This is a genomic window from Arthrobacter sp. TJ-238 (assembly GCF_058269215.1).
Genome location: NZ_JBZCNH010000005.1, coordinates 349,435 through 362,593, shown reverse-complemented (window position 1 = coordinate 362,593; position 13,159 = coordinate 349,435). Strand labels below are relative to the sequence as shown.

At 69.4% G+C, this 13,159-nt stretch carries 12 protein-coding genes; 5 read left to right on the top strand and 7 right to left on the bottom strand.

What is annotated here, in order from left to right; translation table 11 throughout:
- The first annotated feature begins 418 nt into the window (after positions 1–418).
- Both AC4D2O_RS13220 and AC4D2O_RS13215 read left to right on the top strand, forming a co-directional pair.
- On the top strand, positions 419–1,435 hold the full coding sequence (locus tag AC4D2O_RS13220) for a LacI family DNA-binding transcriptional regulator (RefSeq protein ID WP_490907807.1): 1,017 nt from the start codon (positions 419–421) through the stop codon (positions 1,433–1,435).
- 112 nt (positions 1,436–1,547) lie between these two features.
- On the top strand, positions 1,548–1,847 hold the full coding sequence (locus AC4D2O_RS13215) for a DUF503 domain-containing protein (protein WP_490907849.1): 300 nt from the start codon (positions 1,548–1,550) through the stop codon (positions 1,845–1,847).
- An 11-nt stretch (positions 1,848–1,858) separates the two neighbouring features.
- On the opposite strand, the gene AC4D2O_RS13210 is transcribed toward AC4D2O_RS13215, so the two are convergent.
- The 6 genes from AC4D2O_RS13210 to AC4D2O_RS13185 form a co-directional block, all read right to left on the bottom strand.
- Positions 1,859–2,581: an HAD family hydrolase gene (locus tag AC4D2O_RS13210; protein WP_490907806.1), complete on the bottom strand. Its 723-nt coding sequence runs from the start codon at positions 2,579–2,581 to the stop codon at positions 1,859–1,861.
- 145 nt (positions 2,582–2,726) lie between these two features.
- Positions 2,727–3,941, bottom strand: a complete 1,215-nt coding sequence (locus tag AC4D2O_RS13205; RefSeq protein WP_490907805.1) for a class I SAM-dependent methyltransferase — start codon at positions 3,939–3,941, stop codon at positions 2,727–2,729.
- A 9-nt stretch (positions 3,942–3,950) separates the two neighbouring features.
- A complete protein-coding gene (locus tag AC4D2O_RS13200) occupies positions 3,951–4,706 on the bottom strand; it encodes an iron ABC transporter ATP-binding protein (RefSeq protein ID WP_490907804.1) in 756 nt (251 codons plus the stop codon).
- Positions 4,703–5,716 (bottom strand): iron chelate uptake ABC transporter family permease subunit, encoded by a 1,014-nt coding sequence (locus AC4D2O_RS13195; protein ID WP_490907803.1) that lies wholly within the window; start codon positions 5,714–5,716, stop codon positions 4,703–4,705. The genes AC4D2O_RS13200 and AC4D2O_RS13195 overlap by 4 nt, the downstream gene beginning before the upstream one ends.
- Positions 5,706–6,719, bottom strand: a complete 1,014-nt coding sequence (locus tag AC4D2O_RS13190) for an ABC transporter permease (protein WP_490907802.1) — start codon at positions 6,717–6,719, stop codon at positions 5,706–5,708. Before AC4D2O_RS13190 ends, AC4D2O_RS13195 begins: the two co-directional genes overlap by 11 nt.
- 31 nt (positions 6,720–6,750) lie before the next feature.
- On the bottom strand, positions 6,751–7,695 hold the full coding sequence (locus tag AC4D2O_RS13185) for a siderophore ABC transporter substrate-binding protein (RefSeq protein WP_490907801.1): 945 nt from the start codon (positions 7,693–7,695) through the stop codon (positions 6,751–6,753).
- Positions 7,696–8,034: 339 nt separating this feature from the next.
- Here AC4D2O_RS13185 and groES point away from each other — a divergent pair, with 339 nt between their 5' ends.
- From groES to AC4D2O_RS13170, 3 genes are all read left to right on the top strand, one after another.
- Positions 8,035–8,331 carry a co-chaperone GroES gene (gene groES, locus AC4D2O_RS13180; protein WP_334210604.1) on the top strand — a complete coding sequence of 99 codons (297 nt, stop codon included), beginning with the start codon at positions 8,035–8,037 and terminating at the stop codon, positions 8,329–8,331.
- A 71-nt stretch (positions 8,332–8,402) separates the two neighbouring features.
- Positions 8,403–10,019, top strand: a complete 1,617-nt coding sequence (gene groL / locus AC4D2O_RS13175; RefSeq protein WP_490907800.1) for a chaperonin GroEL — start codon at positions 8,403–8,405, stop codon at positions 10,017–10,019.
- Between the two features lie 164 nt (positions 10,020–10,183).
- The gene (locus tag AC4D2O_RS13170; protein WP_490907799.1) at positions 10,184–11,038 is read left to right on the top strand and encodes a VanW family protein; all 855 of its coding nucleotides are present in this window, start codon (positions 10,184–10,186) and stop codon (positions 11,036–11,038) included.
- 190 nt (positions 11,039–11,228) lie between these two features.
- On the opposite strand, the gene AC4D2O_RS13165 is transcribed toward AC4D2O_RS13170, so the two are convergent.
- Positions 11,229–12,863 carry a ribonuclease J gene (locus tag AC4D2O_RS13165; protein WP_490907848.1) on the bottom strand — a complete coding sequence of 545 codons (1,635 nt, stop codon included), beginning with the start codon at positions 12,861–12,863 and terminating at the stop codon, positions 11,229–11,231.
- Positions 12,864–13,159 lie beyond the last annotated feature (296 nt).

Sequence of the window (13,159 nt, the reverse complement as noted above, 5' to 3'; positions counted from 1 at the left end):
TCCTTTGCGGTGTCTGGGACGCGGGGCCGGGGAGGGGTGGGACCGGCCGGGGACGACTCGCTCGAGGCGGTCGGTGCGGAGCGGATGCGCTGGTGGGCATTGCTGCGTCGGGGCGCGGAAGCGCCACAGGGACTGCGGGGATGGTCAGGACGGCGGATGCGGGCCGGTGCGCGGACACGTGGCGGGAGCAGGGGTCGGCGGACCGCCTGCGGGCGGCTGGGGGGAAGAAGCTTCCTGGTTGTTCATGATGCACGCCCCTTTCGGGGATGGTGCTCTGCTGTTGCGCACCCGGCGAGAGGCGAGGCGGCGAAGAGAAGAACCGAAGACAGCCGCCTTCTTCTAGACAACTACCCCCACAGTACGCCCTCCCGGCATTCCCCGCGCGGAGGCCCCGCGGGGGCTCGGCTACAGTACAGATATGCCCCCGACGCGCACCCGGAACCGCCGGGCGACCATCAACGACGTCGCGACCGCGGCCGGGCTCTCGCGGGGAACGGTGTCGCGGGTCGTCAACGGTGAGCGCTACGTCTCGGACGAGGCGCGCATCGCCGTGGAGGACGCCATCGCCCGGGTCGGGTACGTGCGCAACTCGGCGGCCAGGAACCTGGTCACGCAGGAATCACGCGCGATCGCCCTGATCATCCACGAACCCCATTCGCTCCTGTTCGAGGACCCGAACATCGGCTCAATCCTTCTCGGAGCCAACGCCGTCCTGTCCAAGGCCGACTACCAGCTGGTCTCCCTCATCATCGACTCGGACCGGGACAGCCGCCGGGTGGCGGACTACCTCCGCGGCGGGCTGGTCGACGGCGCGGTGATCGTCTCCGCCCGCGCGTCCGACCCCATCGCCTCCGCGGTCCGCGATATCGGCGTACCAGCGGCCTTCGTCGGCCATCCGCCCGGCACCCCCGACCTGCCCTACGTGGCCATCGACAATGCGGCGGCGGCGTTCGCCATCACCCAGCGGCTCGTCGCCACCGGCCGACGGCGGATCGGCATGATCGCGAGCGCCCTGGACCGCGACTCCGGCCACGACCGGTTCACGGGGTTCCGGGACGCCATGGGCGGGCGGTTCGACGCCTCGCTGGTGGTCGAGTACCCGCTCTACACCTACGCCGCCGGTCTGGAGGGCATGCAGGAGCTGCTGCGGCGCTGCCCGGAGATCGACGGGGTCTTCGCCGCGTCCGACGCCGTCGCCGCAGGTGCGATGACCGCCCTCCAGGAGTCGGGGCGGAAGGTGCCCGACGACGTCGGGATCGTGGGGTTCGACGACAGCAGTTGGGCCCTGAGGACCCGGCCGCAACTCTCCACCGTCAGGCAGCCCGCGGATCTGCTGGGCAGCACTGCGGCCGAGCTGGTCCTGGCGCAGATCCGGGGCCTGCCGAGCCCGGTCCAGGTGCTCGACACCACGGTCGTCTGGCGCGACTCGGCCTGATCTACTCCCCTTGACGCACTCCCCCTGACGGGTGCAGCTAGACGTAGGCTCTTCGTGCGGGCTCGACCGGCACCACCAGCACGACAGGCACGACAGGACAGGCGGGACGGCCATGTGGATCGGGTTCATCGAGTTCGACGTCCTGCTCGGCGACGTGCACTCACTGAAGGGCAAGCGGTCGGTGGTGCGCCCCCTCGTGTCGGATCTCCGGCGGAAGTTCGAGCTGTCGGTGGCCGAGGTGGGGCACCAGGATCTGCACCGCCGGGCGGTCGTCGGGGCCGGTGTCGTGGGCGGGGATATCCAGCACGTCGTGGACGTGCTGGACCGCGTGGAGCGCTACGTCGCCGCGCGGCCGGAGATGGAACTCCTCAGCGCCCGACGGCGGCTCCTCAACAGCGAGGACCAGGACTAGGCGGGCGACCCTCAGGGGTTGGCGGCCGAGGAGGACGGCTGCGCGAGAGCGTGCAGGGGGCCTTCGTCGAACGCGTCCAGCAGTGCCCGGATGTCCTTGTACACCTGCACGGCGCCGGCGTCCCACAGCTCGGCCTCGCTCGTGCCGCCCGAGGCGAGGCCGATCGTCGGGATCTTCAGCTCCTTGGCCGCGATGACGTCCCACACCGAGTCTCCGACGAACACGGCATCTGCCGCATCCAGTCCGCCGGCGTCCAGCGCGGCCTGGAGGATGTCCGGCGAGGGCTTGCTGTTCTCGGCGTCGGACGAGCTCGTGGCCGCGCTGATGGACGCGTCGGCGTCGATGATGCCGCGCATGACGCCGAGTTCCTGCTGCGAGGCGGAGGAGGCGAGTACCACGGTCAGGCCGCTGTCGGCGCACCGGCGTACGAGGTCGCCGGCGCCCTCGAAGGCGCGCAGGCCCGGCCAGAAGGTGGAGAAGACCGCGCCGTGCGTCGCGTCGAGCTCGGTGTCCTGGTCGGGGTCGCGATCGTCGCCGAGGAGGTGCGCCACGAGCTTGTCCCCGCCCATGCCGATGGCCCGGTGGATCTCCGCCGCCGGGACGTCGTGGCCGAACCGCCGGAACGCCTGCCACCAGGCGAGGGTGTGCTGGTAGTTCGAGTCGACGAGCGTGCCGTCGACGTCGAACAGCACTCCGCGCCGTCCGCCTGCCGCCTCCGTGGTGTCGTCCGTCATCCTGTCCGCCTTCCGTGGGTGCTGATCGCCGTGGCCTGCTGGGGCCTGATTCCTCCGTCGAGTCTAGGAACGGACGGGGCCGCACGGGGCGGTGTTCGTGCGGTTGCAGCCGCCGGCGAAATATGGCCCGCCGGAGGCAGGAGGGCTAGGAGGCGGGCACGGGCTCGACGACGACCGCCACCCGCTCGTCGCCGATGCGCGTCAGCACGAGCGTGGCCTTCTTCCGGCCCTTGCCCGATCCGGTCAGCAGTTGCCGGCGCACCTCCTCGGGGGTCACCGACAGGCCGCGCTTCTTGATGTCGAGGACGCCGATGCCCTCCCTGCGCACCCAGGTCTTCAGCGCCTTCACGTTGTAGGGGCGCACCTCGAGCACCTTGAAGGCGCGGGCGAACGGGGTGTCCGTGAGCGACGGCGCGCAGATGTAGGCGATCATCGGGTCCAGCAGATGCCCGCCGAGCTGCGCGGCGAGGTCCGCCACCAGCTCGGCCCGGATGACGGCGCCGTCGGGTTCGTAGAGGTAGCCGCCCGGTGCGCCGACGGCCGCCGTGGGTCCCTCTCCGAACTCCGCCGCCGACACCATCTCCGCGGCGCCCTGCGGGCCGATGACGAGCGCGGCGCGGCGGACGCCGTCGCGCCGCAGGGCGTTGAACCAGAGCGCCACCTCCGTGACGTCGCCGTCCACGGAGACCCACTGCGCCTCGCACGTGGCCGGGATGGACGCGTGGGGCATGCCCGGGCCCATCTTCACGCCCACGGGCTTCCCGCCGTCGGCGAGGTCCTGGACGAAGGACAGCGGCGGCGAGAACGCCTCGGGGTCGAACAGGCGGGACGTGCCCGACGTCGTCGTGGTCCTGCGCGCCGGATCGAGCCACACGCCGTCGTACGCCGCGGTGTCCACGGAGGAGGCGTCGGCATTGACGACGCGCGCGTTCGGGAAGGGCAGCAGGTTCATGGTGGCGGCCGCGGCGGTGGTCTCGTCGAGCTCGACGGCGGTGACGTCGCGGTCGAGCGTGGCCAGAGCCATGCTGTCCGCACCGAGCCCGCAGCCGAGGTCGGCGATCTTCACGAGCCCGGCGTCGACGAAGCGCTGCGCGTGGCGCGCCGCGACGGTCAGGCGCGTGGCCTGCTCGAGGCCGGTCGCAGTGAAGACCATGTGCTCGGCGAACGGCCCGAACTTCGCGGACGCCTTCGCCCGGAGCCGTGACTGCGTGAGGGCTGCCGCGACCGCTTCGGGGGAGTGCCCGGCCTTCCGCAACTGCCCGGTGAGCCGCAGGCTGTCGGCTTCGGTGTAGGGCCCGAGCGAGTTCAGCAGCTCCCAGCCCTCGGGGGTCAGGATATCCGCGATGTTCTCCGAAGCCATGCTGCCAGCCTAGGCGAAGTACACGCCGATCCTGTTGCCGCGGATCTGCTCCACCTGGATCTCGACGTCGTACACGCGGTGGAGCACCTCCGGGGTCATGATCTGCTCCGGGGTGCCCTGGTGGATCAGGGCGCCGTCGCGCATCGCGAGGATCGTGTCCGAGTAGCAGGACGCGAAGTTGATGTCGTGGATCACGAGCACCACGGTCTTCCCGAGGTCGTCGGCGAGGCGGCGGAGCAGGCGCATCATGTCCACGGAGTGCTTCATGTCCAGGTTGTTGAGCGGCTCGTCGAGCAGGATGTGGTCGGTGTCCTGCGCGAGGACCATGGCGATGAACGCGCGCTGGCGTTGCCCGCCGGAGAGCTCGTCGACGAACCGGTCCGCCAGGTCGGTCAGGTCGAGGTAGTCGAGGGCGCGCTCTATGTGCTCCCGGTCCGCTGCCGTGGGTCGGCCGTTGGAGTGGGGGAACCGGCCGAACCCGACGAGGTCGCGCACGGAGAGCCGGACCGTCAACTGGTTCTCCTGCCGGAGGATCGACAGGGTGCGGGCGAGGTCCCGTCCCGGTGTCGTGCCGACGTCCAGCCCGTCCACCTCCACGCGGCCGGCATCGAGCGGGAGGAGCCTGCTCATCATGGACAGCAGGGTGGACTTACCTGCGCCGTTGGGGCCGATGATCGAGGTGACGCCGCCCGGGATGGTGCAGCTGACGTCGTCCACCACGGTGGCGGTCCCGTAGCGCTTGGTGGCGTGGCTGACGGTGATCACCGGATACGGCCTTTCAGGAGGAGGGCGAGGAAGACGAGGCCGCCGGTGAACTCGATGACGATACTGAGGGCGGTGTCGAACGCGAAGACCTGCTCGAGGACGAGTTGACCGCCCACGAGGGCGATCACGCCGAGCAGGACGGCGACGGGCAGCACGACGGCATGCCGGAAGGAGGCGCACAGCTGGTAGGCGAGGGCCGAGACGAGCAGGCCGAAGAAGGTCGCGGGTCCCACGAGGGCGGTGGACACGGCGACGAGCACCGAGCAGATCACGAGGACCAGCGTCACGGTGCGCCGGTGGTCCACGCCGAGCCCGATCGCTGTGTCGCGTCCGAGGGCCAGGACGTCGAGGCGGTGGCGCAGCCGCCAGGCCGGCACGCACAGTCCGGCGACGGTGACGGCGGAGATCAGCAGCAGCGTCGGATCCACCCGGTTGAAGCTCGCGAAGAACAGGTCCTGCAGGATGATGTACTCGCTCGGGTCCATGAGGCGCTGGAGCAGCGAGGAGACGCCGCGGAAGAAGACGCCGAACACGATGCCGACCAGCAGCAGCAGGTGCAGGCTCCGACCGCCGCCGGTGAAGAGCCACCGGTACAGCAGCCAGGAGAAGCCGACCATGAGGGTGACCTCGACCCCGAAGCGGATCGGCGCCCCGAGGGTGAGGAGGGTCGAGGCGCCGAGGGCGAACGCCAGGACGGTCTGGATGAGCACGTAGAGCGCGTCCAGCCCCATGATGGACGGCGTCAGGATCCGGTTGCCGGTGACGGTCTGGAACAGCACGGTGGACACCCCGACGGCGACGGCGACCAGCACCATCGCCCCGACGCGGTTCAGCCGCCGCGGCAGCACGTAGTCGAGGTTGCCCTGGACGTCGACGAGCAGGAACGCCGCGACGAGCACGACGGCGGCGGCGCCGAGCACCGCGAGCCATACGCCGGCCGGCAGTGCGGTGAGCGGTTTCCGGCCGGACTGCACGACGGCGGTGGGCAGAGGGCTGGTCCTAGCGCGCACCGGCGGTCCTCCGTACGAGCAGGGTGATGAACAGGGCGCTGCCGACCACGGAGACGATCACACCGACGGGCACCTCGTAGGGGAAGCGGATGACCCTGCCCAGGATGTCGCACGCCAGGAGGAACCCGGCTCCGAACAGGGCGATCCACGGCACGGCGCGGCGCACGTTGTCGCCGATGAACAGGGACACGAGGTTGGGCACGATCAGCCCGAGGAAGGGGACGGCGCCCACGACCACGACGACGACGGCGCTGATGAGGCTCACCAGGACGAGGCCGAGGTTCATGGTGCGCCGGTAGCCCAGGCCGAGGTTGGTGGTGAACTCCTCGCCCATGCCGGCCACGGTGAACCGGTCGGCGGACACGTAGCCCACGACGGCGAGGACGGCCACGAGCCAGAGCAGTTCGTAGCGCCCGCGGACGAGCCCGGAGAAATCGCCGATCATCCACGTGTTGAGCGTCTGCAGCAGGTCGAAGCGGTAGGCGAAGAACGTCGTCACGGCCGCGATGACGCCGCCGAGCATGATGCCCACGAGCGGGACGATCAGTGTGTTGCGCAGGGGGATCCGGCGCAGGACCGAGAGGAAGAGCGCCGTCCCGGCCACGGCGAAGAGCGCGGCGATCCCCATCTTCGCCACGACCGGCGCGGCGGGCAGCAGCAGCGTCGCCACGAGGATGCCGGCGGTGGCCGACTCCACGGTGCCGACCGTGGAGGGCTCCACGAACCTGTTGCGGGCCATGAGCTGCAGGATGAAGCCGGCGACGCCGAGCGCCACGCCCGCCAGGAGGACCGCCAGGGTGCGCGGCACCCGGCTCACGAGGAACGTCTGCCACACGCTGGCGTCACCCGCGAGCAGATCGCCGGGGGAGACGGCCGAGACGCCCACGAACAGGCTGACGAGGGCAAGCAGCAGCACGGCTCCGCCGGCTGCCACGAGGGACAGGGAACGGGCGGAACCGCGCTGCTGTGCCGGCCGCTGCGGCCGGAGGGAGAGTGCTGCCATGGGGCGCCCGCCGCGGGAGCGGCGGAGCGGGTCAGGCCGCGACGGCCTCGTTGACGGCGGAGACCATGGCGTCGAGGTTGTTCAACCCGTACCCGATGAGGTACCAGCTCGCGGAGTCGAGGTAGGTGACGTCGTCGTTCTTCGCCGCCTCCGTGCCGTTCACGAGCTCGTTGTCGAGGACCGCGGAGCCCGCGGCCCCGGCCTCGCCGACGGCGGCGTCACGGTCGATCACGAAGAGGTGGGCCGGGTCGACCTCGGCGATGTACTCGAAGGAGACGGCCTCGCCGTGCGTGCCCTCGCTCTTCACCTCGGCGGCAGGCTTCACGCCCAGCACGTCGTGGATCAGGCCGAACCGCGATCCGGCGCCGTAGGCGGTGACCTCGCCCGCGCTGGTCATCAGGACCAGGCCGTTCCCCGCGGACGCCGCGGCGTCCCTCGTCTCGGAGATCCTGGCGTCGAGTGCCGCCAGCCGGTCGGCGACCTCGTCCTCCGTGCCGAAGATGCGGCCGAGCGATTCGGTGTGCTCCGTGAAGCTCGCGATCGGGTCCGACGCGTCGACGCTGAGGTCGATGGTCGGCGCGATCTCCGCGAGCTCGTCGTAGGAGTCGGCGACGCGGCCCGAGATGATGATGAGGTCCGGGGCGGCGGCGGCGATCGCTTCGAAGTCCGGCTCCTTCATGGACCCGATGTTCGTGGTGTCGCCCCCCTCGTAGGCCGAGAGCTGGGCCGGCAGGGTCCCCTGCGGAACGCCGGCGACGTCGACCCCGAGGGCGTCCAGGGTGTCGAGGGCGCCCAGGTCGAAGGTGAACACCGTCTCAGGGTCCACCGGCACCTCGGTGGTGCCCTGCGCGTGCTCGACGGAGACGGTCGAGGCGGCCGAGGGCTCGCCGGCAGCCTCGGAGGAACCACCGCACGCCGTGAGGGCGAGGGTGGCCGCAGCGGCTGCGGAAAGGACGGCGAGGCGCACGTGTGCCATGGGTGGACTCCGTAGGGGGAAGGGCCGGACGAACCGGACGTCGTGAAGATGTCGTCGAAGTAAGGGGTGCCTTACTCCTTCTGAATGTAGAGGTCCGGAGGGGAATTACGCAACCGGAGTATGTCCTAATGCGTCGTGGTCCGTCCGCCCGCCCGTCCCGTGCTCGTCAACGCTGGCACTCGCCTTGACCGAGTGCCAGCCCTTGCATACAGTCGGACTTGGCACTCGCTCACCGCGGGTGCTAATCCCGAGGGAAGCGTTCGCCGGCACCGCGACGACGGTTCACGCCCAACCCGACGGCCCCCAATCCATTGGTATCGAACGCAAAGGAGAGCCCGAGTGTCGGTCTCTATTAAGCCCCTTGAGGATCGCATCGTTGTCCGCCCCCTCGAAGCCGAGCAGACCACTGCTTCCGGCCTCGTCATCCCGGACACGGCCAAGGAGAAGCCCCAGGAGGGCGAAGTCGTGGCAGTCGGACCGGGTCGCGTCGACGACAACGGCAACCGCGTGCCCGTCGATGTCGCCGAGGGCGACATCGTCATCTACTCGAAGTACGGCGGAACCGAAGTGAAGCACGGCGGCACCGAGTACCTGGTGCTCTCCGCCCGCGACGTCCTCGCTGTCGTCGTCAAGTAGTACCCCTTGAGGAGAAGCCCCGGCCCGTAGCGGCCGGGGCTTTTCCTCGCCAAGCCTGAAAGGAACCACCAGTGGCAAAGCAGTTGGAATTCAACGACGCCGCCCGCCGTGCCCTCGAAGCCGGCGTGGACAAGCTCGCGAACACCGTCAAGGTGACGCTCGGCCCCCGCGGACGCAATGTGGTGCTCGACAAGAAGTGGGGCGCCCCCACCATCACGAACGACGGCGTCACGATCGCCCGCGAGATCGAGCTCGACGACCCGTACGAGAACCTCGGCGCCCAGCTGGCCAAGGAGGTCGCCACCAAGACCAACGACGTCGCCGGTGACGGAACCACCACCGCCACGGTCCTGGCCCAGGCACTCGTCAAGGAAGGCCTCCGCAACGTGGCCGCCGGTGCAGCCCCGGGACAGCTCAAGCACGGCATCGAGGTGGCGGTCGAGGCCGTCGCCAAGCGCCTGCTCGAGAACGCCCGCGAGGTCGTCGGCCAGCAGACCGCCAACGTGGCCTCCATCTCCGCGCAGAGCACCGAGGTCGGGGACCTCCTCGCCGAGGCGTTCGACAAGGTCGGCAAGGATGGTGTGATCACCATCGAGGAGTCCTCCACCACGCAGACCGAGCTCGTCCTCACCGAGGGCATGCAGTTCGACAAGGGCTACCTCTCGCCGTACTTCGTGACCGACGCCGAGCGCCAGGAAGCCGTCCTCGAGGACGCGCTCATCCTCATCAACTCCGGCAAGATCTCCTCGCTGCAGGAATTCCTGCCGCTGCTCGAGAAGGCCCTCCAGGCCGGCAAGCCGCTGTTCATCATCGCCGAGGACATCGAGGGCGAAGCGCTCTCCACGCTGGTGGTCAACAAGATCCGCGGCACCCTGAACGTCGTCGCCGTCAAGGCCCCGGGCTTCGGTGACCGCCGCAAGGCCATGATGCAGGACATCGCCACCCTCACGGGTGCGCAGGTCGTCTCGCCGGACCTCGGCCTCAAGCTGGACCAGGTGGGCCTCGAGGTGCTCGGTTCCGCGCGCCGCATCACCGTGACCAAGGACGCCACCACGATCGTCGACGGCACCGGCAGCGAGTCCGACGTCGCCGACCGCGTGGCGCAGATCCGCGCCGAGGTGGAGCGCACCGACTCCGACTGGGATCGTGAGAAGCTCCAGGAGCGGCTCGCGAAGCTCGCCGGCGGTATCGGCGTCATCAAGGTCGGCGCTGCCACCGAGGTGGAGCTCAAGGAGAAGAAGCACCGCATCGAGGATGCAGTCTCCTCCACGCGTGCCGCTCTCGAAGAGGGCATCGTGGCCGGCGGCGGTTCCGCGCTGGTCCACGCCGGCAAGGCGCTCGACACCGACCCCGACGTCCTGGCACTCGAGGGCGACGCGGCCACCGCCGTCGGTCTCGTACGTCGCGCGCTCGCCCAGCCGCTGCGCTGGATCGCCGAGAACGCCGGGCACGAGGGCTATGTCGTCGTCGCGAAGGTCTCCGACCTCGAGGACGGCCACGGCTTCAACGCCGCGACCGGTGAGTACGAGAACCTCGTGGACGCCGGCATCATCGACCCCGTGAAGGTGACGCGCTCGGCCCTGCGGAACGCTGCGTCGATCGCGGCGCTGGTGCTGACCACCGAGACCCTCGTGGTCGAGAAGCCCGAGGAGTCCGACGGCGAAGAGGGCCACGGCCACTCGCACTAGGACCTCCCGGCCGAGGATCCCTCGGCCCAGGGCCACTGAGCACTGAGACAGAAGCACCCCGGTTCCTCGAGGAGCCGGGGTGCTTCTGTGTTCCTCCCCGGTGCACCCAAGGCCGCCCCCGACCACGTAGCATTTCCTCGTACGGCTAGGACCTGGGGAATGACATGGCACGACGACTCTTCGGCGAGATCTCGCCGCTCACCTACCGCATCGCGATGGAGCGGATGATCCTCCTGCGCCATCTTCGGAACCTGCGGCGGAGGGACCGCTTCGCCAGGACCAGGACGCAGGAGAACCTGCCGGTGACCGTGTACCGGCACAACTCCCTGATCCGGCGTCGGCTCGGGAACGTCGAGACGGAACTGCAGGACAACAAGGCGGTCAGCCTCGGACTGACGGCGCCGAAGATCGACGGCATCGTGATCGCGCCCGGCGAATGCTTCTCCTTCTGGAGCCTCGCGGGCCGCTGCTCAGCGAACGAGGGCTACCGTGAGGGGCTCACCATCAGCAACGGGAAGCCGACGCGGGGCATGGGAGGCGGGATGTGCCAGTTCACCAACCTGCTTCACTGGATGGTGCTGCACAGTCCCCTGACCGTCGTCGAGCACCACCACCACAACGGGCTGGATCTGTTCCCGGACTTCAACCGGCAGATCCCGTGGGGCACGGGTACATCGATCGCCTTCAACTACCTCGACTACCGCGTCGAGAACCGCACGCCGTACACGTTCCAGTTCCGCACCTGGACCACGGAGGACCATCTGCGGGGCGAACTGCGTGCGGACCGCGAACTCCCGACCAAGTTCCACATCCGGGAGCGGGACGCCTACTTCTACGAGCAGGACGGCGAGGTGTACCGGCACAACAGGGTGTACCGGGCCGAGCGCGACAAGCGCACGGGCCTCGAGCTCTCGGAGGATCTGATCCTCGAGAACGAGGGCAGGATCGCCTACGACCGTTCGCTCGTGCGGGCGGAGATCCTTCCCGCACGTCCCGTCCGGAGGGACGCCTCGCACTGAGCCCGGACACGCCGGCGCGGCCCGGCGCCGATCCCGGGAGCAGGCCCTCGACAGGAGCGCCGTACCCGTCCACCTGGCGAGCACGAGTGTGGGAGCGACTGTCTCCCGGGCGCGACGACGAAGCCCCGGCCACTCCTTCGAGTGCCGGGGCTTCGTCGTGCTGCCGGGCGTGGAGCCCGTCAGGATGGGATCAGGCGTCGACGACGATCGCCGTGACGACCGGCTGGCGGTTGTAGAACCGGCGCATCCAGTTCGCCGTGGCCCGCTCGATGATGTCCTCCGGGTCCTGGCGGCGACCGCCCTGGCGGTTGGACGCGGCGTCGCGGAGTGCCTTCTCGACGGCGGCACCCGCCTTGTCGAGGTCCTCGTCGGAGCAGGAGAAGCCCTTGGTGAAGAACTCCGGCGCCTCGACGATGTCCCCGTTGTCCGGGTCGATGATGGCGAGGACCGTGACCACGCCCTCCTCGGCGAGGCGGCGGCGCTCCACGAGGTCCTCCTCGGTGATCCCGCCGACGCTGTCGCCGTCGACGAACACCAGGCCGGCCTCGACCTTGCCCGAGATGGTGGCCCGTCCGCGGGCGAGGTCCACGGTCACGCCGTCCTGCGCGATGACGACGTTGCGGGGATCGACACCGGTGGCGACGGCGATCTCCGAGTTGGCGCGCAGGTGGCGCCATTCGCCGTGCACCGGCATGACGTTGCGGGGCTTGACGATGTTGTAGCAGTAGGCGAGCTCACCGGCGCTCGCGTGGCCGGAGACATGCACCTTGGCGTTGCCCTTGTGGACCACGTTGGCGCCGATCTCGGTCAGGGCGTTGATGATGCCGTAGATGGCATTCTCGTTGCCCGGGATGAGCGAGCTGGCCAGCAGGACCGTGTCGCCCTCGCTGATACGGATGGCGTGGTCCTTGTTGGCCATGCGCGAGAGCGCCGCCATGGGCTCGCCCTGTGACCCCGTGCAGATGAGGACCACCTTGTGGTCGTCGCTGCGCTCGAGCTTCTTGAAGTCGACGAGCAGGCCCTGCGGGATGTTGAGGTACCCGAGATCCGCGGCGATGGTCATGTTGCGCACCATCGAGCGGCCCACGAACGCCACCTTGCGGCGGTGCTGGTGCGCGGTGTCGATGATCTGCTGGATGCGGTGGATGTGGCTCGCGAAGCTCGACACGATGATGCGGCGCGGCGCGGTGCGGAACACGGCGTCGATGGCCGGCGCGAGGTCCTTCTCGGAGGTGGTGAAGCCTGGGACGTCCGCGTTCGTGGAGTCGGTGAGGAACAGGTCCACGCCCTCCTCGCCGAGCCGCGCGAAGGCGCTGAGGTCCGTGATGCGGCGGTCCAGGGGGAACTGGTCCATCTTGAAATCGCCCGTGTGCAGCACCATGCCGGCCGCGGTGCGGATGGCGACGGCGAGGCTGTCGGGGATGGAGTGGTTCACGGCGACGAACTCGAGGTCGAAGCCACCCATGGTCCGGCGGTCGCCCTCCTTGACCTGCACGGTCTTCGGGGTGATGCGGTGTTCCTTGAGCTTGGCCTCGATGAAGGCGAGCGTGAGCCGCGAGCCGACCAGGGGGATGTCCGCGCGCTCCTTGAGGAGGTACGGGACACCGCCGATGTGGTCTTCGTGGCCGTGCGTGAGGACGACGGCGACGACGTCGTCGAGGCGGTCGCGGATGTAGGAGAAGTCGGGGAGGATGACGTTGATGCCGGGCTGGTGTTCCTCGGGGAACAGGACACCGCAGTCCACGATCAGCAGTTTGCCGTCGAACTCGAAGACGGTCATGTTTCTGCCGATCTCACCGATGCCTCCGAGCGCGACGATGCGCATGGCTCCGTTCGCCAGTTCGCGGGGTGCTTTCAGTGCGGCAGGTCTCTTATTCACAGATCAGTTATCTCTCGTTCATGCGGGGGCGGGTCGTGCCCGTCCGACAGTCGTCGTCGAGGCCGGTGGATCCGGCGATTCCGGTCCGTGGTCCCCGGTATCCCCGGGAACATGCTTCTCCAAGAGTACGTGGTCCGCGGGTACCCCGGCGGATCGGTGGCTCTCCCCGGTTCCCGTCCCGACGCCCGGGCGGAGCCGACAGGACACTAGACTGGAGGTTTTGGCCCGCGACGACCCGCCTC